16 protein-coding genes are annotated in these 18,649 nt (G+C 68.9%); 4 read left to right on the top strand and 12 right to left on the bottom strand.

Annotated features, from left to right (window positions below):
• Positions 1–190: 190 nt before the first annotated feature.
• Both H5J26_RS16590 and H5J26_RS16595 read left to right on the top strand, forming a co-directional pair.
• The gene (locus H5J26_RS16590) at positions 191–988 is read left to right on the top strand and encodes a thioredoxin domain-containing protein (protein WP_181766640.1); all 798 of its coding nucleotides are present in this window, start codon (positions 191–193) and stop codon (positions 986–988) included.
• A 198-nt stretch (positions 989–1,186) separates the two neighbouring features.
• Positions 1,187–2,845 carry an alkaline phosphatase D family protein gene (locus tag H5J26_RS16595; protein WP_181766653.1) on the top strand — a complete coding sequence of 553 codons (1,659 nt, stop codon included), beginning with the start codon at positions 1,187–1,189 and terminating at the stop codon, positions 2,843–2,845.
• Between the two features lie 66 nt (positions 2,846–2,911).
• On the opposite strand, the gene H5J26_RS16600 is transcribed toward H5J26_RS16595, so the two are convergent.
• Positions 2,912–3,484: a dienelactone hydrolase family protein gene (locus H5J26_RS16600; RefSeq protein WP_181766641.1), complete on the bottom strand. Its 573-nt coding sequence runs from the start codon at positions 3,482–3,484 to the stop codon at positions 2,912–2,914.
• A gap of 109 nt (positions 3,485–3,593) precedes the next feature.
• On the opposite strand from H5J26_RS16600, the gene H5J26_RS16605 reads away from it, so the two are divergent.
• The gene (locus H5J26_RS16605; RefSeq protein ID WP_181766642.1) at positions 3,594–4,679 is read left to right on the top strand and encodes a mechanosensitive ion channel family protein; all 1,086 of its coding nucleotides are present in this window, start codon (positions 3,594–3,596) and stop codon (positions 4,677–4,679) included.
• Positions 4,680–4,707: 28 nt separating this feature from the next.
• Here the strand turns inward: H5J26_RS16605 and H5J26_RS16610 are convergent, their stop codons facing one another.
• From H5J26_RS16610 to H5J26_RS16625, 4 genes are all read right to left on the bottom strand, one after another.
• Positions 4,708–6,300 (bottom strand): Na+/H+ antiporter, encoded by a 1,593-nt coding sequence (locus H5J26_RS16610; RefSeq protein WP_181766643.1) that lies wholly within the window; start codon positions 6,298–6,300, stop codon positions 4,708–4,710.
• Between the two features lie 3 nt (positions 6,301–6,303).
• On the bottom strand, positions 6,304–7,245 hold the full coding sequence (locus tag H5J26_RS16615) for an RluA family pseudouridine synthase (RefSeq protein WP_181766644.1): 942 nt from the start codon (positions 7,243–7,245) through the stop codon (positions 6,304–6,306).
• An 82-nt stretch (positions 7,246–7,327) separates the two neighbouring features.
• Positions 7,328–7,909, bottom strand: coding sequence for a signal peptidase II (gene lspA, locus H5J26_RS16620; protein ID WP_181766645.1), 582 nt, complete (start codon positions 7,907–7,909; stop codon positions 7,328–7,330).
• A gap of 62 nt (positions 7,910–7,971) precedes the next feature.
• Positions 7,972–8,784, bottom strand: a complete 813-nt coding sequence (locus H5J26_RS16625; RefSeq protein ID WP_181766646.1) for a TraR/DksA family transcriptional regulator — start codon at positions 8,782–8,784, stop codon at positions 7,972–7,974.
• A 449-nt stretch (positions 8,785–9,233) separates the two neighbouring features.
• Between H5J26_RS16625 and ileS the strand changes: the two genes are divergently transcribed.
• Positions 9,234–12,386, top strand: coding sequence for an isoleucine--tRNA ligase (gene ileS / locus H5J26_RS16630; RefSeq protein WP_181766647.1), 3,153 nt, complete (start codon positions 9,234–9,236; stop codon positions 12,384–12,386).
• 319 nt (positions 12,387–12,705) lie between these two features.
• Here ileS and H5J26_RS16635 read toward each other — a convergent pair whose 3' ends face one another.
• The 7 genes from H5J26_RS16635 to H5J26_RS16665 form a co-directional block, all read right to left on the bottom strand.
• Positions 12,706–13,833, bottom strand: a complete 1,128-nt coding sequence (locus H5J26_RS16635; protein WP_181766648.1) for a DivIVA domain-containing protein — start codon at positions 13,831–13,833, stop codon at positions 12,706–12,708.
• 52 nt (positions 13,834–13,885) lie between these two features.
• The gene (locus tag H5J26_RS16640; protein WP_028435711.1) at positions 13,886–14,170 is read right to left on the bottom strand and encodes a YggT family protein; all 285 of its coding nucleotides are present in this window, start codon (positions 14,168–14,170) and stop codon (positions 13,886–13,888) included.
• Positions 14,171–14,239: 69 nt separating this feature from the next.
• A complete protein-coding gene (locus tag H5J26_RS16645; RefSeq protein WP_181766649.1) occupies positions 14,240–14,875 on the bottom strand; it encodes a cell division protein SepF in 636 nt (211 codons plus the stop codon).
• 155 nt (positions 14,876–15,030) lie between these two features.
• Entirely contained in the window at positions 15,031–15,759 is a 729-nt protein-coding gene (locus H5J26_RS16650; RefSeq protein ID WP_181766650.1) for a YggS family pyridoxal phosphate-dependent enzyme, read from the bottom strand.
• 2 nt (positions 15,760–15,761) lie between these two features.
• Complete coding sequence (gene pgeF, locus H5J26_RS16655) at positions 15,762–16,493, bottom strand: peptidoglycan editing factor PgeF (RefSeq protein ID WP_181766651.1); 732 nt, start codon at positions 16,491–16,493, stop codon at positions 15,762–15,764.
• Positions 16,490–17,698, bottom strand: coding sequence for a cell division protein FtsZ (gene ftsZ, locus H5J26_RS16660; RefSeq protein WP_181766652.1), 1,209 nt, complete (start codon positions 17,696–17,698; stop codon positions 16,490–16,492). Before ftsZ ends, pgeF begins: the two co-directional genes overlap by 4 nt.
• Before the next feature lie 238 nt (positions 17,699–17,936).
• Positions 17,937–18,649, bottom strand: a 713-nt coding sequence (locus H5J26_RS16665; RefSeq protein WP_419183809.1) for a cell division protein FtsQ/DivIB, incomplete at its 5' end; no start/stop codon positions are given.

Here is an 18,649-nt window from a genome sequence, read left to right on the forward strand (position 1 = left end):
GCACCGGCTCTGCTGACGCCGCCCGTCGTGGCCCCCCGCACCCCGCCTCTGCTGACCCACTCCGTGCACCGTCGTGGGCCTCCGTCGCTGAGCCTCGCAGCCTGAACCACGGGGCCCGCGAGCCGAGTTGCGATGAGACCGTCCACCATTTCCCCCACGTATGACGTGACGTACCACGGAGAAGAGAGCCATGAGCAAGCGCAACAGCCCTGAAGCCAAGCGTGCGGCCCGCGAGCGGCTGCAGGCCGAACGTGAGCGGCAGGCCAAGAAGGACAAGATGCGCCGTCAGGCGATCGTCGGCGTCTCCGTCGTCGGCGTGCTCGCTGTCGCCGGCGGCATCTTCTACGCCGTCACCAAGATGAACGAGCCCACCGGCTGGGAGGCGGCCAAGGACCAGAAGCTGGTCAAGCCCGCCAACACCACGGGCAAGGGCGGCACCGGGATCCTGGTCGGCGACGCGGGAGCCAAGAAGACCGTCGACGTCTACGAGGACCTGCGCTGCCCGGCCTGCGCACAGTACGAGCAGGGTGCGGGCAAGATCCTCATCAAGGGTGCCGACGAGGGCAAGTACAAGGTGAAGATGCACCTCGGCGCCCTGATCGACGGCAACCTCGGCGGCGAGGGTTCCAAGAGCGCCATCAGCGCCCTGGGCGCGTCGCTGAACGTGAGCAAGGAGGCGTATCTCGCCTACCACGAGAAGATGTACTCGGCGAAGTTCCACCCCGAGGAGTCCCAGGACAAGTTCGCCGACGACAAGTACCTCCTCGAAGTCGCCGACTCCGTACCCGCGTTGAAGAACAACGGCAAGTTCAAGAAGGCCGTGGAGGAGGGCACCTACGACAAGTGGGCGCTGAACATGGTCGCGGACTTCGACAAGGGCAAGGTCAAGGGCACGCCCACCATCCGCATCGACGGCAGGGAGGTCCAGCAGCAGCAGCTCCCCGCCGAGCTGCAGAAGCTGGGCGTGAAGCTCACTCCGCCGAAGTGAGCGGGCCCCGCCCCGGCAGCTGAGGACCGCCGGTCCGGCTCTGCCGACTCCCGGTCCCCGTAAGGCTTTTCGGCCTCGGGGTCCACAAGTGGCCGAACACGCCCCGACGGGCGGCTGAACTCTTGCGAGCAGCCTGCCCGTCGGGGCTACTTGTGCGTAACATCAAGGTCCGTGACCGACACAAACGCCACTCCCCATATATCCGACCCAGCCGCCACATCCGCGTCCGGACACCTCCGGCGCCGCACGGTCGTCGCGGCCACCGCCGCGTCCGCGGCCCTGCTGCCACTCGTGGGTGGGCTGTCCAGCGCGCACGCCGCCGAGGGTCCGGCCTTTCTGCACGGCGTCGCATCCGGCGACCCGCTGCCCGACGGTGTCCTGCTGTGGACCCGCGTCACGCCCTCCCCCGAGGCGGTGCCCGGTTCCGGCAAGGGCGGCCCCGTCACGGTGACCTCGGAGGTCGCCGAGGACGAGGCCTTCAGCAAGGTCGTCGCGCAGGGCAAGTCCGAGGCGACGGCCGCGGCCGACCACACCGTCAAGGCGGACGTACGCGGACTCCGGCCGGAGACCGCCTACTTCTTCCGCTTCGGCGTCGGCGAGGTGCACTCCCCCGTCGCACGCACCCGTACGACGCCCGCCGAGGAAGCCGACGCCGACAACCTCCGTGTGGGCGTGGTCTCCTGCTCCCACTACGAGGCGGGCTACTTCGCCCCCTACCGGCACCTGGCCGCACGCGGCGACCTGCACGCCGTCATTCATCTCGGGGACTACATCTACGAGTACGGCACCAGTGAGTACCCCCTGGAGGGGGACGTCGTCCGCAAGGTCCAGCCGGAGCACGAGATCACGACGCTCGCCGACTACCGCATCCGGCACGCCCATCACAAGCTCGACACCGACCTGCAGGCCATGCACGCCGCGCACCCGGTCATCGCGATGTGGGACGACCACGAGTTCGCCAACGACACCTGGTCCGGCGGCGCCGGCAACCACACCCCCGGAGGGGAAGGGGAGTGGGCGGACCGCGTACGGGCCGCGAAGCAGGCGTACTTCGAGTGGATGCCGGTGCGGCCCTCCACCGAGGGCACCACGTACCGAAGACTCAAGTTCGGCCGTCTCGCGGATCTGCACCTGCTCGATCTGCGCTCCTTCCGCGACGAGCAGGCGAAGTTCGCGGACGGGGACGTGATCGACGACCCGGACCGCACCATCACCGGCCGCAAGCAGCTGGACTGGCTCAAGAGCGGACTCTCCGCATCGAGTGCGCGCTGGCGGATGGTGGGCACCTCGGTGATGATCTCGCCCGTCGCCTTCGGCTCGGTCCCCGCTCATCTGCTCGGCCCGCTGGCCGAGTTGCTGGGCATCCCCAAGGAAGGCCTCGCCCTCAACGTCGACCAGTGGGACGGATACACGGACGACAGGCGCGAGTTGCTGACCCACCTGCGCGACCAGAGGATCGACAACACGGTCTTCCTCACCGGCGACATCCACATGGCCTTCGCCAACGACGTGCCGGTCAAGGCTGCGACCTACCCCGACGACGCCCCGGTGGCCACGGAGTTCGTGGTCGCCTCCGTCACCTCCGACAACCTCGACGACATCCTCAAGGTCGAGCCGGACACCCTCTCGTCCGTGGCCGAGGCCGCCGTCAAGGTCACCAACCGGCATGTGCGGTGGCTCGACATGGACTCCCACGGTTTCGGGGTCCTCGACGTCAACTCGGAGCGCGCACAGATGGATTACTTCATCGTCTCCGACAAGGCCGACCCCGCCGCGACCACCGAGGTCCGCCGCTCCTACCGCACGCTCTCGGGCAGCCAGCGCCTCGAAGAGGCTGACGGCCCTCTGAACGCGTAGAGGTTCCTCGAACCTCCCCGCACCCCGGTCCCGCTGCATCAGCAGCGGGACCGGGGTGCGGACCGGCTACACGGTCTCGAGGAAGCCCAGCACCGTACGCCAGGTCCGCTCGGCCGCCTCCGGGTCGTGATCGTCGAGGCCCTCGTCGGTGAAGAGGTGCCCCGCACCCGCGTACCGGAAGATCTCCACGTCCGCGCCCGCCCGCTGCATCTGCAGGTACCAGGCGTTCAGCCAGTCCTGCAGCTCGAAGGGATCGGGCTCGGCGACGTGGAGCTGCACGGGGAGATCGTCGACGCTCGAGTCCTCGGCGAGGTCCGACGTGCCGTGCAGAAGCAGCAGGGCACGTGCCTTCGAGTCGGCGAGGGCGAGGTTCTGGGCGATGGAGCCGCCGAGCGAGAGGCCCGCGTAGACCAGGCCCCGCTCGGAGAGCGGCGCGGTCACGGTGACCGCCCTCATCAGGAGCTCGTCCCGGCCGATCTCGTCCTTCAGCTTCAGGCCCTCCTCGACGGTGTCCGCCGTGCGCCCGTCGAACAGGTCCGGCGTGTGCACCTCGTGCCCTGCGGCCCGCAGCCGCTCCGCGGCCTCGTACACAGCGGGTCGCAACCCGTAGACGGAGTGGAACAGCACGACAGTGGCCAAAATGTCACTTCCCTCACATAGCGGCGATGGCTCGTTCCCAGGCGGGGACCACGCCCATCGTGGCAGGTACGGTCGGCAGTGCCCGCCAATCCCCTAGGAGTCACCCGCCATGGAGAACGTGCTACGGCCGCTCATCGTGTTCGGCGGTGCGATCGTGCTTGCGTTCGCCGTCGCCTGGGCCACGGACCGGCTGCTGCGCCGCGCTGACGCACGGCACCCCGAGACCCCGCTGTGGGGCCTCCTGCGCCGCGGGCGCGTGCCTCTGCAGGCCGTGATCTTCGTCGCGCTGCTGAACGGGTTCTACGAGCACGCCGACATCGCGCGGCAGGACCAGCCGACCGTCAACCTGTGGCTGCACATCATCCTCATCGGTGCCGCGGCCTGGCTCGCGCTGCGGCTCTTCGCCGCCGTGGTCGAGACGTCCACCGCCCGGTACGCGGGCGTGGCGCACGACCCGGCGCGCGCCCGGCGTGTGAAGACCCAGCTGACCCTGATCCAGCGCCTGGTCACGGCTGTCGTCGTGGTCATCGCCGCCTCCGCGATCCTGCTGCAGTTCCCCGCCATGCGGACGCTGGGCACCTCGATGCTCGCCTCCGCCGGTGTCCTGGGAATCGTCGCGGGCATCGCCGCCCAGTCCACCCTGGGCAATCTCTTCGCCGGGCTGTCCATCGCCTTCGGCGACATGGTCCGCATCGGCGACGAGGTGGTGGTCGACGGCGAGATGGGCACGGTGGACGAGATCACCGTCTCCTACCTCGTGCTGCGCACCTGGGACGAGCGGCGGATCACCATGCCCGTCTCGTACTTCACCAGCAAGCCGTTCGAGAACTGGTCCCGAGGCGGTCCTCAGCTGACCGGCACGGTCTTCCTCCAGCTCGACCACTCAGCCCCGATCAAGGAGCTGCGCGCGAAGACGGAGGAGCTGGTACGGGCGAACGACTTCTGGGACGGGCGCAGTTGGAGCCTGGTCGTCACCGACACCACACCCTCCACCATCGAGGTGCGCGCCGCCGTCTCCGCCCGCACCTCGGACGACCTGTGGACGCTCCGCTGCGAGCTGCGCGAACAGCTGCTCGCCTGGCTCCAGTTCGAGCACCCCGCAGCACTGCCGCGAGTGCGGCTCGCCCCCACGGACGACCTCCACGGGACTTCCTCCAACGGCCACTGGGAGCACAGGGAGACCAGGCTCTCCTGAGCTGACCGGCCTCCCCGGGCCTGGGGCCCTATATGCGGAAGCTGCGCAGGTCCAGCTGGTGCAGGACCCGGTCGCAGACGTCCGGGTCCGCACCCGGCTCCCCGCGGGCGGCGACCACCTCGTGACGGGCCGCCGACAGCAGCTCGTTGCTCAGCCTGTGGACCTTCTTCGCCCGCGCCGCACGTCCGAAGTGGGCCTCGCGTCGCTCCTCGTCCACGATGTCCGGCGATATGCGCGTGCCCACGTCGTGAGCACGGCGCAGCAGCGTCTCCGCGATCTCCTCTGGGAGGTCCTCGTCGGCCTGTATCTCCCGCAGCCGCTCCCGGGCCGCCTTCGCGCACCTGAGCGCGAGCATCCGCTCCTGCTCGCGCTCGGCGGCGCTGTCCGCCCGTACGTGCAGCCGTTTGACCAGCCAGGGCAGGGTCAGGCCCTGGAGCACGAGCGTGGCGAGCACGACGGCGAAGGCTATGAACAGGATCGCTTCCCGCTCGGGGAACTTCCCCCCGCCCTGCACGTGCAGCGGCACGGCGAGCGCCAGCGCGACCGAGGCCACCCCGCGCATTCCGGCCCACCAGACGACCGTCGTCTCGCGCCAGTTGAGGGGGATGTCCTCGTCCAGGTCCCTGCGCCGGTGCAGCCTCCTGGCCACCCATGCCGCGGGCAGCAGCCACACCAGGCGGACGACGACCACCGCAGCCACGACGGCGAGCGCGGCGGGAAGCAGTTCGTCCCAGCGTCCGCTCACCGGGCCGACCACCACGGCCAGTTCGAGCCCGATGAGCCCGAAGGCGACGCCGGTCACGAGCATGTCGACGATCGACCAGAAGCTCTGTCCGACCAGCCGGCCCTGCACGTCGTCCGCATCCACGGCACGACCCGAGGAGAGGTAGAGCGCCGTCACGAGTACGGCCAGGACACCGGAGCCCTTCAGCTCCTCCGCGAGGACGTACGAGGCGAACGGCACCAGCAGCGAGAGCCCCGTCTGAAGGGTCGCGTCGCCGAGGTAGCCGGCGAGCTTGTTGGCCGCCCAGCCCAGCGCGAGGCCCACGATGATCGCGACGACCCCGGACAGCACCAGTTCGCCGACGGCGCCCTGCACCGAGAAGGTGCCGGTCACAGCCGCGACGATGGCGACGTGGTACAGCGTGATCGCCGTGACGTCGTTGAAGAGGCCCTCGCCCTCAAGGATGGACACCAGCCGCCGCGGCAGCCCCAGCCGCCCGGCGACGGTGGTCGCCGCGACCGGGTCGGGCGGCGCGACCAGCGCACCGAGGGCCACGGCTCCGGCGACGCCCAGCCCGGGGACCAGCGCGTTGGAGACGGCGGCCACCACCGCCGTCGTCACGAAGACCAGCGCGACCGCCAGCAGGAAGATCGGCCGCTTGTTGGCTGCGAACTGCCGCCAGGACGTGCGGTGCACGGTCGCGTACAGCAGCGGCGGCAGCACCAGCGGCAGGATGAACTCCGGCGGCACTTCCACATCGGGCACGAAGGGCAGCAGCGCCAGCACACCGCCCAGCAGCGTCATCAATATGGGCGACGGAAGCCCGATCCGGTCCCCCAGCGGGACGGTGATGACAGCGCCCAGCAGCAGTGCGAAGAGCAGGGCGAGCTGGTCCACGCCCTAGGCGCTCTCCGCGCGCACCCTGTCCAGCGCGACCTGAAGGTCGTCCGGGTACTCGCTCTCGTATTCGACCCAGCGCCCGTCGGACGGGTGCTCGAACCCGAGCCTGACGGCGTGCAGCCACTGCCGCTCAAGGCGCAGCCGCTTGGCGAGGGTGGGGTCGGCCCCGTAGGTGAGGTCGCCCACGCAGGGGTGCCGGTGTGCGGACATGTGCACACGGATCTGGTGCGTACGCCCGGTCTCCAGCTTGATGTCGAGCAGGCTTGCCGCCCGGAACGCCTCGATGAGGTCGTAGTGCGTGACGGACGGCTTGCCCTCGGCGGTGACCGCCCACTTGTAGTCGTGCTGCGGGTGCCGTCCGACGGGAGCGTCGATGGTGCCGCTGAGCGGATCGGGGTGGCCCTGTACGAGCGCGTGGTAGCGCTTGTCGACCGTCCTCTCGCGGAACTGCTGCTTGAGCAGCGTGTACGCACGCTCCGACTTGGCGACGACCATGAGCCCGGACGTGCCGACGTCCAGCCGGTGCACGATGCCCTGCCGCTCCGCGGCGCCGGAGGTGGCGATGGTGTAGCCGGCGGCGGCGAGCCCGCCGATGACGGTCGGCCCGCTCCATCCGGGGCTGGGGTGCGCGGCCACGCCCACCGGCTTGACGATCACCACGATGTCGTCGTCGTCATGGACGATCTCCATGCCCTCGACCGGCTCGGCCACGATGCGCACCGGCGCCGGTGGTGGAGGCAGCTCCACCTCCAGCCAGGCCCCTCCGTACACGCGGTCCGACTTCCCGGCGGCGCTACCGTCGAGCAACACCTTTCCGTCGGCGGCCAGTTCGGCAGCCTTGGTGCGGGAGAAACCGAACATCCTGGCGATGGCGGCGTCGACGCGCTCACCTTCGAGTCCGTCGGGTACGGGCAGGGTCCGGGTTTCGGGAAGCGTGCTCACCTGATCGAGTATGCCGGACGGCCGTATGCGCCCGTTCACCGCGCTGTCCGCGACGGAACGCCCGGCGGGGCCGGGCGGCCGGTCAGTCCTTGTGCAGGGTCCCGTCCGGGTCCAGGCCGCGGAAGGAGAGGATCACGATCAGGATCCCCCCGCACACGATGGCCGAGTCCGCGAGGTTGAAGACGGCGAAGTGCGTCGGCGCGATGAAGTCCACGACGGCGCCCTGGAACACCCCCGGCGACCGGAAGATGCGGTCCGTGAGATTCCCGAAGGCCCCGCCCAGCAGCAGCCCGAGCGCGATCGCCCAGGGGGTGCTGTAGAGCTTCCGCGCGATCCGCGCGATGACGACGATCACCACCGCGGCGATCGCCGTCAGCACGAGAGTCAGAGCCTCACCGATGCCGAAGGCCGCGCCCCGGTTCCGCACGACGTCGAGCTGGAGCACCGTGCCGATCACCTGGACCGGTGCGTGGTGCTCCAGAACCGCGACGACGATCAGCTTCGTGATCAGGTCGAGGACGAAGGCGAGAGCTGCGACAGAGACGAGCACCCCGATGCGCCGGTGCCCCCGTGAAGCGGACGGATCACCGTCCCCACGGGAGTCGTCGGAAGGCTCTTCCGTGGTCTCGTCAGGAGTACCGATAGTCCGCTCCACCTCTGTCACCCGACGAGGGTACGACACATGCTCACGCTCATGGTCGCCTTCCCCCCACCGTGAGCGCGGTTCTACCGGCGCTCCTGCTGCTGCTTGCACTCCACGCAGAGGGTCGCTCTGGGGAACGCCTGCATCCGGGCCTTGCCGATCGGGTTGCCGCAGTTCTCACAGAGCCCGTACGTGCCGGAGTCCAGCCCCTCCAGGGCTCGTTCGGTCTGGTAGAGCATCTCGCGGGCGTTGGCCGCGAGCGCCATCTCGTGCTCGCGGGTGATGTTCTTCGTTCCCGTGTCGGCGTCGTCATCTCCGGCCCCGTCACCGGAGTCACGCATCAGCCCTTCCAACGCCTCGCCGGACGCGACCAGTTCGTCGCGGAGCCGCTGGGCCTCGCTCTGCAGTTCGGTGCGGGCTTCCTCGACCTCCTGCGGAGTCCAGGGCTCCTCCCCGGCTCGTACAGCGAGCTCGCCCGGTTCGGCCGCCGTCCCTGTCCCACCGGCAGTGGGCACCTTGCCGGCCTTCGCCACCGGAGTCTTCTTCGCAGCCACCTTCTTGGCTCCTGTCGTCTTCTTCGCCGTGGTCTTGTGGGCGGCGCGCTTCGGCGCCGCGGTGCCGCCGGATGCGGCCTTCTTCGCTGGGGCCTTCTCGGCTGCGGTCTTCTTCGCCGCGCTCTTCTTCCCGGCCGCCTTCTTCTTCGCCGCGCTCTTCTTCGCGGGCGCCTCCCCCTCCGTCGGCGCGGCCTCCTTCGGCTTCCTCGCCGTGGCCTTCTTCGCCGTGCTCTTCTTCGCTGCGGTCTTCTCGGCCGCAGAAGTCTTCTTCGTCGTCGCGGCCTTCTTCGTGGACCTGTTCGCAGCTGCCGAACTATTCGCGGCAGACCCTCTCGCCACCATGGCCGCGGCCCCTTCACATATTGTGATCTTGCTCGCGAAACGTGACCGGAACGATAAATCGACTCCGAGCGCTCGACAACGGGGGCACGCCGGTCTGCATCCGTTGTGCCCCGCCCGGCCCTGCGAAAACCGCCTCTCCCCTGCCCGCGAAGGCCCGTACACTGGGCTCAGCGAAAGGCGATGAAGGGGACGAGTAGCGTACGTACGCAGCCGCGAGCGACCTGGGGACGGTGTGAGCCCGGGGGCCAGCGCGACGCGAAGATCACCCCGGAGCCGCCGGAGGAAAGCACCGGTCCCCGGTGTGAGTAGAGCCGGCAGCGCGACCTCAATGAGGGGGCAGTGGGGCTCGAACCACTGCCAAGGAGGGTGGTACCGCGGGTCCGCCGCCGTTCAGGCCGGCGTTCTCGTCCCTCCGACGGAAGCTGAGATGTCCGCCGGAGGAAGTTCCGATGCCGCAGTACCGCCAGGTGCCAGCCCAGGTAGACCTGCCCGCCCTCGAGCACGCCGTGCTCGACTTCTGGCGGGACCAGAAGGTCTTCGCCCGTACCCTCGAGCAGTCCGAGGGCCGCCCCGAGTGGGTCTTCTACGAGGGGCCGCCGACCGCCAACGGCATGCCCGGTGCCCATCACATCGAGGCCCGCGTCTTCAAGGACGTCTTCCCGCGCTTCCGCACGATGCTCGGCTACCACGTGGCCCGCAAGGCCGGATGGGACTGCCACGGGCTGCCGGTCGAGCTGGCCGTGGAGAGGGAGCTGGGCTTCAACGGCAAGCAGGACATCGAGAATTACGGAATCGCCGAGTTCAACGCCCGCTGCCGCGAGTCCGTCACCCGGCACACCGACGCCTTCGCCGAGCTGACGACGCGCATGGGCTACTGGGTCGACATGGACGACGCCTACCGCACGATGGACCCGGAGTACGTGCAGTCCGTCTGGTGGTCGCTGAAGCAGATCCACGAGAAGGGTCTGCTCGTCCAGGACCACCGCGTGGCGCCCTGGTGCCCCCGCTGCGGCACCGGCCTGTCCGACCACGAGCTGGCCCAGGGCTACGAGACCGTGGTCGACCCCTCCGTCTACGTGCGCTTCCCGCTCACCTCCGGCCCGCTCGCCGGCGAGGCGGCACTCCTCGTGTGGACGACCACTCCCTGGACCCTGGTCTCCAACACCGCTGTCGCCGCCCACCCCGACGTCGACTACGTCGTCGCGACGAACGGCCTCGAGAAGCTGGTCGTCGCCGAGCCGCTCCTGGGCAAGGCCCTGGGCGAGGACTGGGAGGCGACCGGGCAGCGCTTCACCGGCGCCGAGATGGAGCGCTGGAGCTACGAACGCCCGTTCAGTCTCGTGGAGATGGAGGGTGCGCACTTCGTCGTCAACGCGGAGTACGTCACCACCGAGGACGGCACCGGGCTGGTCCACCAGTCGCCCGCCTTCGGTGAGGACGACATGCGCACCTGCCGCGCCTACGGGCTGCCGGTGGTCAATCCCGTACGCCCCGACGGCACCTTCGAGGAAGGGCTGCACCTGGTGGGCGGGCAGTTCTTCAAGAAGGCGGACGAAGCCCTCGTCGCCGACCTCGACGCGCGCAACCTGCTCATGCGTCACGTGCCGTACGAGCACAGCTATCCACACTGCTGGCGCTGCCACACCGCGTTGCTCTACTACGCACAGCCCTCGTGGTACATCCGCACGACTCAGATCAAGGACGCTCTCCTCCAGGAGAACGAACGCACCAACTGGTACCCGGAATCGGTGAAGCACGGCCGCTACGGCGACTGGCTCGACAACAACATCGACTGGGCCCTCAGCCGCAACCGCTACTGGGGCACGCCGCTGCCCATCTGGCGTTGCGAGGAAGGGCACTTGACGTGTGTGGGCTCCCTGGCGGAGCTGACGCGGCTGACCGGCAGCGACCAGTCCGACCTTGACCCGCACCGTCCCTACATCGACGAGATCACCTTCGGCTGCCCTGCCGAGGGCTGCTCGCTGGAGGCCGTGCGCGTTCCCGAAGTCATCGACGCCTGGTACGACTCGGGCTCGATGCCCTTCGCGCAGTGGGGCTACCCGTACAAGAACAAGGAGCTGTTCGAGAAGCGCTACCCGGCGCAGTTCATCTCCGAGGCGATCGACCAGACCCGCGGCTGGTTCTACACGCTGATGGCCGTCGGCACGCTCGTGTTCGAGCAGTCCTCGTACGAGAACGTCGTCTGCCTCGGCCACATCCTCGCCGAGGACGGCCGGAAGATGTCCAAGCACCTGGGCAACATCCTGGAGCCGATCCAGCTGATGGATCAGCACGGCGCGGACGCGGTGCGCTGGTTCATGGCAGCCGGAGGCTCCCCCTGGGCGGCACGGCGCGTGGGCCACGGCACCATCCAGGAGGTCGTCCGCAAGACGCTCCTCACGTACTGGAACACGGTCGCCTTCCAGGCCCTCTACGCCCGCACCTCGTCCTGGGCCCCCTCCGAGTCGGACCCGGCGTCGGAGCGCCGGCCGCTGCTGGACCGCTGGCTGCTGAGTGAACTGCACGCCCTGGTGGACCAGGTGACGGTCGCGATGGAGGGCTACGACACGCAGCGCGCGGGCAAGCTGCTCTCGACCTTCGTCGACGACCTCTCCAACTGGTACGTCCGGCGGTCGAGGCGCCGCTTCTGGCAGGGCGACGCGGCGGCCCTGCGTACGCTGCACGACACCCTGGAGACGATCACGCGGCTGATGGCGCCCATCGTCCCGTTCGTCACGGAGCGCGTCTGGCAGGACCTGATCGTCCCGGTCGCTCCGGGAGCACCCGACTCGGTGCACCTGACCAACTGGCCCGAGGCCGACCTGAGCAGGGTCGACCCCGAGCTGTCCCAGGACATGCTTCTGGTGCGCCGTCTGGTCGAGTTGGGACGTGCGACCCGCGCGGAGTCCGGCGTCAAGACGCGCCAGCCCCTCTCCCGCGCACTGGTCGCGGCGCACGGCTTCGAGACCCTCTCCCCCGATCTGCGCAACCAGATCACCGAGGAGCTCAACGTCAGCGCGCTCGCCTCGCTTTCGGAGGTCGGCGGCTCCCTCGTCGACACGACCGCCAAGGGCAACTTCCGTGCGCTGGGCCGCCGTTTCGGCAAGAGGACCCAGGAGGTCGCCAAGGCCATCGCCGAGGCGGACGCGGCCGCACTGTCCGCGGCCCTGCGCGAGGGCAACGCCACAGTCGAGGTGGACGGCGACCGGGTGCCCCTCTCGCCCGAGGAAGTGATCATCACGGAGACCCCGCGCGAGGGCTGGTCGGTCGCCTCCGACTCCGGAGCAACGATCGCCCTGGACCTGGAGATCAGTCCCGAACTGCGCCGTGCGGGCCTCGCCCGGGACGCGATCCGTCTCATCCAGGAGGCCCGTAAGAACTCGGGCCTCGACGTCGCGGACCGCATCGTGCTGCGCTGGTCCTCGACGGACGAGGAGGTCGGCCGCGCCCTGAACGACCACGCCGGGCTCATCGCCGAGGAGGTCCTCGCCACGGAGTTCGCGGCGGGCGACACGAGCGCCGAGGACGCCAGGAACGCCGCCTTCGGCGCCCCCTTCGAGGACGAGTCGCTCTCGCTCAGCTTCCGGCTCCGCAAGGTGTAGCCGGCGACAAGGCCTGACCGGCTCCGCGGGGGCACCCGAGCGACATCGGGTGCCCCCGCACTGCACAGGCGTCATGAGCAGCGCCCTGAAGGCCCCTCACGGTCCTTCTGACCGCGTCGACGGCGGACGGGCGGGCTCAGGGCGTCCCGTCGACTGAGAGGGCGCCAGGGGGGCGGCGTGCCCTCACAGGTCCTGCGCCTGCTCGACGCCCGCGCCGAGAGCCGCTGCACGTCATGCACGGCAAAGGGCCGGGCCCGGGAGTTCGTCACTCCCGGGCCCGGCCCTTTGCCGTAAGTCAGCGGAATCCGCCGTCAAACGATCAGTTGTCGTCCTCGTCGATCAGGAAGCCCCGCATCGGCGACGGCGCCTGCTGCGGCTGGGGACCACCCTGCGGGCGGACCGGAGCCATCGGCTGCGTCATGGCTGGGGACATCTGCTGACCGCCGTACGTTGGGCCACCCTGGTGACCACCGGGGTGCCCACCCATGCCGTGGCCGTTGCCGCCCATCGACTGGTGACCGCCCATGGTGCCGACCCCTGCGGGCGCACCGGCCGGAGCCATCGAGGGGGACGGCGGCAGCGCGGAGGTCGGGGTGCGCGGCGGGGCCAGCGAGTCGTCCGCCTGGTTCTCCAGCTGACGCAGCTGGCTCTCCAGGTAGGACTTCAGGCGCGTGCGGTACTCGCGCTCGAAGCCTCGCAGGTCCTCGACCTTGCGCTCCAGCGTCGCGCGGGCGGACTCGAGGGAGCCCATGGCCACGCGGTGCTTCTCCTGAGCGTCCCGCTCGAGTGCGTCGGCCTTGGCGCGGGCGTCCCGCTCCAGGCCCTCGGCACGGCTGCGCGCCTCACCGACGATCTTGTTGGCCTCGGAACGGGCCTCCGCGATCGCCTGGTCCGCGGTCTGCTGTGCAAGCGACAGGACGCGGGCCGCGCTGTCGTTGTTCTGGCCGCCACCCGGCATCTGCGGGCCACCGGGACCCATCGGTCCACCGGGGCCCATCGGACCGCCGGGGCCCATCGGGCCGGGGGGACCACCCTGCGGGCCACCGGGGCCGGCAGGAAGTGCAGGCTGGCCTCCGGGCAGCTGCGGCGGCCCACCCATCGGCCCGCCCTGCGGACCGTGGCCGGGGTGCTGACCCGGGTGCTGCCCGGGTCCGCCGTGCTGACCGGGCGGCACAGGCTGCGGACCTGATATGGCAGCGGGTACGGGCCCCCCGCCAGACCGGTCCTGCGGCTCCGGCTTGCGCATTCCGCCCTGCTGCTGGTTCTGCGCGGCAGCACGGGTCGCTGCGGCCAGCTTGGCGCGCAGGTCCTCGTTCTCCCGCAGCAGGCGGGTCAGCTCAGCTTCGACCTCATCGAGGAAGGCATCGACCTCGTCCTCGTCATAGCCTTCTCGGAGGCGGACGGTCGTGAACTGCTTGTTCCGCACGTCCTCGGGGGTCAGTGGCATCTCTTCACCTCAACGTAAGTCGTCGGCATCTCGGCAAGACCAATTCGATCGTTCACAGCCTGGCCACGACGTTGATCAGGATGTAGACGATGATCATTAGTACGAAGAAGGACAGGTCGAGCGCCACGCCCCCGAAGCGCAACGGCGGGATGAACCGCCGCAAGAGCTTGAGTGGCGGATCAGTGACAGTGTAAGTCGCCTCCAGGACGACCACCATCGCCTTGCCGGGCTGCCATGAGCGGGCGAACTGGAAGACGTAGTCCATGACCAACCGGAAGATCAACACGAGCAGGAAGCAGTACAGTGCGACTTGGACCACCTCGAGTGCGGTACTCACTGCGCTTCCCTCTCCCCTCGCCGCGTGGGCGCTCATGCGACCTTACGGCCCGTTCTGATCCTTGCGTCTTCAGCTCTGGTTGAAGAACCCGCCCTCTGCGATGCGGGCCTTGTCCTCCGCCGTGACATCGACGTTAGCAGGAGACAGCAGGAAGACCTTCTGAGTCACTCTTTCAATACTGCCGTGCAATCCGAAGACGAGACCGGCCGCAAAGTCGACAAGTCGCTTCGCATCCGTATCGTCCATCTCCGTCAAGTTCATGATCACGGGGGTGCCTTCGCGGAAGTGTTCCCCGATGGTACGGGCCTCGTTGTAGGTCCGGGGGTGCAACGTGGTGATCCGGTACGGCTCCCGCTCGGACACCACTTTCGGCATGATCACCGGGGCGCTCTTCTCCATACTCTGGCGTTCAGGTGTGATGGATGACACGGGGGCAATTCTCCCGGATCGTCCATTTTCGATGACCGCCGGGGAGGACGACTGCTCTCTCTCCCGCTGTGCGGGAGGGTGCATGACGCGCACCGGCTCGGCCGGTTCGTCCTTCTGCAGGGGGTCGTGCGACTGCAGCGGCTCGTGCCGCCTGCGGTCCCTCTCGGGCTCCGGTTCGGGCTCGAACTCGTCGTCGGGGTCGAACCCCGGGCCGTCGTATCCATCGTCCTCCACGAGGCCGAGGTAGACCGCCATCTTGCGCATAGCGCCGGCCATTCTCTGCGTCCTCCGCTCTGTGGTGGTTCCCCTGCCCCCGGCGGGGAGGCCCCATGGCCGTCACCGGTGGCTTGGATCCACTCGGGCCTATCCGCCTGTCGATTCCCAACGGAAATGACCATATTTTCTGCTGTGGTCCGACTTGCTTGGCGACGTTACCCGAGCCGGGGTCGCTCTCCGAGTACCGCGGAGCCGACGCGCACATGTGTCGCACCGGCTGCCACCGCCTCTTCGAGATCCGCACTCATCCCTGCTGACACCATCGTTGCAGCAGGATGCCTTGCCCGCAGGCCGGTTGAGATTTCCAGCAGCCGCTCGAAGGCCGCGGCCGGCCGGTCCGCGAAGGGCCCGCTGAGCGGAGCCACCGCCATCAGCCCTGCCAGCCGCAGCCCTTGGGCCTCAGCCAGCGCGTCGGCGAGATCACCGACCGTGTCGGGGGCGGCGCCGCCGCGGGCTCCGACGTCGCCCGACTCGGCGTCAAGTGCCACCTGTACAAGGCAGTCCAGGTCACGTCCGTGGTGCGCCGCAGCGCTGCTCAGCGCGGTCACGAGCCGGGGACGGTCGACGGAATGGACCACATCGGCGTAACTCGCCACGGAACGGGTCTTGTTGGTCTGCAGCTGGCCCACGAAGTGCCACCTCAGGGGCAGATCCGAGCAGGCGGCGGCCTTCGGAGCGGCGTCCTGGTCCCGGTTCTCCGCGACGTCCCGTACGCCGAGACCCGACAACAGGCGGACGTCCTCGGCCGGATACGTCTTCGTGACGACGATCAGGGTCACGTCCTCGCGCCTGCGCCCCGCCGCGTCACAAGCGCTCTGGATGCGCTCCTCCACCCGGGCGAGATTCGCCGCGAGTTCGGCCTGACGGGCCGTGAGGTCCGTCACGGTCAGTTCCCCTCCAACCAGACATAGCTCGCGAGACGACCGGTCGTCTTCTCGCGCCTGTACGAGAAGTGATCGCGCGACTCCACAGTGCAAACAGTGGACTGTTCCAAGGTTGTGACACCGAAGCCCGCCAACTGCGCCCGTACGCCCGCCGCCACGTCCACAGCCGGCGTGCCCCAACTCGTCGTGGCGTACGCCTCCGGGACGACCGAGGCGACCTGCTCGCGCATCTCCGCAGGCACTTCGTAGCAACGCCCGCACACCGCGGGTCCGGTACGGGCGATCAACCGCTCGGGCACAGCTCCTCGTTCGGCCATCGCCTCGACGAGTGCGGGGACGACTCCGGCCACCAGGCCGGGACGTCCCGCGTGTGCGGCTCCTGCGACGCCGGCGACCGGGTCGGCAAGCAGCACCGGCGTGCAGTCGGCGGTCAGGACTGCCAGCGCGAGTGAGGGCCGCATCGTGACGATGCCGTCCAGCGGCGGGGCGTCCTCGCCGAACGGCCGGTTGACGAGGGCCACATCGCGCCCGTGCACCTGATGCATCCAGACGACGTTCCCCGGAGGGAGCCCCAACGTGGCTGCTGCACGAGTGCGATTGGTCCGTACGTGCGCGGGGTCGTCTCCGACGCCGCCGCCGAGATTGAGTGCCTCATACGGAGCGGCGCTCACCCCACCCCACCGGTCGGTGAAGGCGAAGTGGGCGCCGCTGCCCGTGTCTTGCCGGTCTATCACTTCAGGAAGTCCGGCACATCCAGCTCTTCGGCCTGGCTGTCCTGGTACGGACGGGCGGGCGGGACGGTCGGCGGGAGGGAGTCCCGGCCGCCGTCACCCACGGGGGCGGTGTCGCTCTCGCGCGGTGTGACGGTGCCCAGGCCGCCGAACGACGGGCGGTCGCCGTCGCTGTCGCCGAAGGAGTTCGCGGACGAACCCGAATCCTCCTTGGACGTGTGCGAACCCAGCGCCTTCTCACCGCGGTTCCTCGCCGGCGGCTGCCCGCCGTCGAAGCCGGCGGCGATGACGGTGACACGCACCTCGTCCCCGAGGGCGTCGTCGATGACCGCACCGAAGATGATGTTGGCCTCGGGGTGAGCGGCCTCGCTGACCAGCTGGGCCGCCTCGTTGATCTCGAAGAGACCGAGGTCCGAACCACCCGAGATGGAAAGCAGCACACCCCTCGCACCGTCGATGGAGGCTTCCAGCAGCGGCGAGGAGATCGCCATCTCGGCAGCCGCCACCGCACGGTCGTCCCCACGGGCGGAGCCGATGCCCATCAGCGCCGAACCCGCCTCCGACATGACCGACTTGACGTCGGCGAAGTCGAGGTTGATGAGGCCCGGCGTGGTGATGAGATCGGTGATGCCCTGGACACCCGAAAGCAGGACCTGGTCGGCCGACTTGAAGGCGTCGAGCACGCTCACCTGACGGTCCGAGATGGACAGCAGGCGGTCGTTGGGGATGACGATGAGGGTGTCGACCTCGTCGCGGAGGCCGGCGATGCCGTCCTCGGCCTGGTTGGCGCGGCGACGCCCCTCGAAGGTGAAGGGACGGGTGACCACACCGATCGTCAAAGCGCCCAGCGAGCGTGCGATGTTCGCGACGACCGGGGCACCGCCGGTGCCGGTGCCGCCTCCTTCGCCGGCGGTGACGAAGACCATGTCGGCCCCCTTGAGGACCTCCTCGATCTCCTCGCGGTGGTCCTCCGCGGCCTTGCGGCCGACGTCGGGGTTGGCGCCCGCACCCAGACCGCGCGTCAGTTCGCGGCCCACGTCGAGCTTCACATCGGCATCGCTCATCAACAGGGCCTGCGCATCGGTGTTGATCGCGATGAACTCGACGCCCTTGAGACCGACCTCGATCATCCGGTTGATGGCGTTGACGCCACCGCCGCCAATCCCGACGACCTTGATGACTGCGAGGTAGTTCTGCGGTGCTGCCACGTCGAAGGCCTCTCGCCTCGAGTTACGTATCCCTGTAGGGGCGGTCCACATCGACCCGAACCCTAAGTGTGAAGTTTAGGGTTACCAGTGTCCGTCTTCCTTGGAGTCTTCGGAACGGACACTAAGTCGACTAGTGGTGGGTGTTCAACGAACACGCCGAACCTCCCGTTTTTCTTTTCACCCTATGTGATCAGGCCAAGGGGTAGTGATCCAGGGTGCTGGCCTGCGGTGACGCCCGTCAACTCCCTGACGCCGCAGGGGCGCTGGGGACACTCACGTCGAAGTGCTCTGCGCCCTTCGCCGCTTTCATCAGTGCGGTCAGCGACTTGGCCTTCGCTGCCCCTTGTTCTCCGCTCCCCCACAGCACCGTACGACCCCCCGTCAACTCCAGTGTGACGGAGTCGTATGAACGTACCCGCACCGTACGGGTGTCGCGAGCTACGGATTCAGGAAGCGAGTCGGCGACATCGACCGCTTCGCGGCGCAGCCTGGCGGAGCCGAAGTGGCGAAGACTGGCGGAACGCTTCACTTCCATCGCCAGAAGCGGAACGCCCTTGGGTTGCTTGGGAACTACGGCGAAACGAACGCCTTCATCATCCACTTCGACGAAATTCCCGTCCCGCTTCATGACGAGTTCCGGCTTCCGCTCGATCACCTTCAGACCGATTCCGTGGGGCCATGCCCGTACGACGTCGATGTTGTCCAACCTCGGCAACCGGGCCTTGAGACGGCGTTCCGCAGCGGTGCGGTCAACCGACAGGAGCGGAGTGCCAACCGGAATGCCGGCGGCGTCGCGGACCTGTTTCTCCGTCAGAACCTCGTTGCCGCTGACCGATACACGCTCCACCAGCAGCCAGTTCGAACCGTAGAGAGCCCACACCCCGAATCCGCCGAGCAGCGCGGCCAGAGCGAAGACGAGCGACAGGGCCCGGCGACGGGGGTGCCGCGACC

It is taken from the genome of Streptomyces albidus (ex Kaewkla and Franco 2022), from assembly GCF_013870515.1.
GTDB lineage: Bacteria > Actinomycetota > Actinomycetes > Streptomycetales > Streptomycetaceae > Streptomyces > Streptomyces albidus.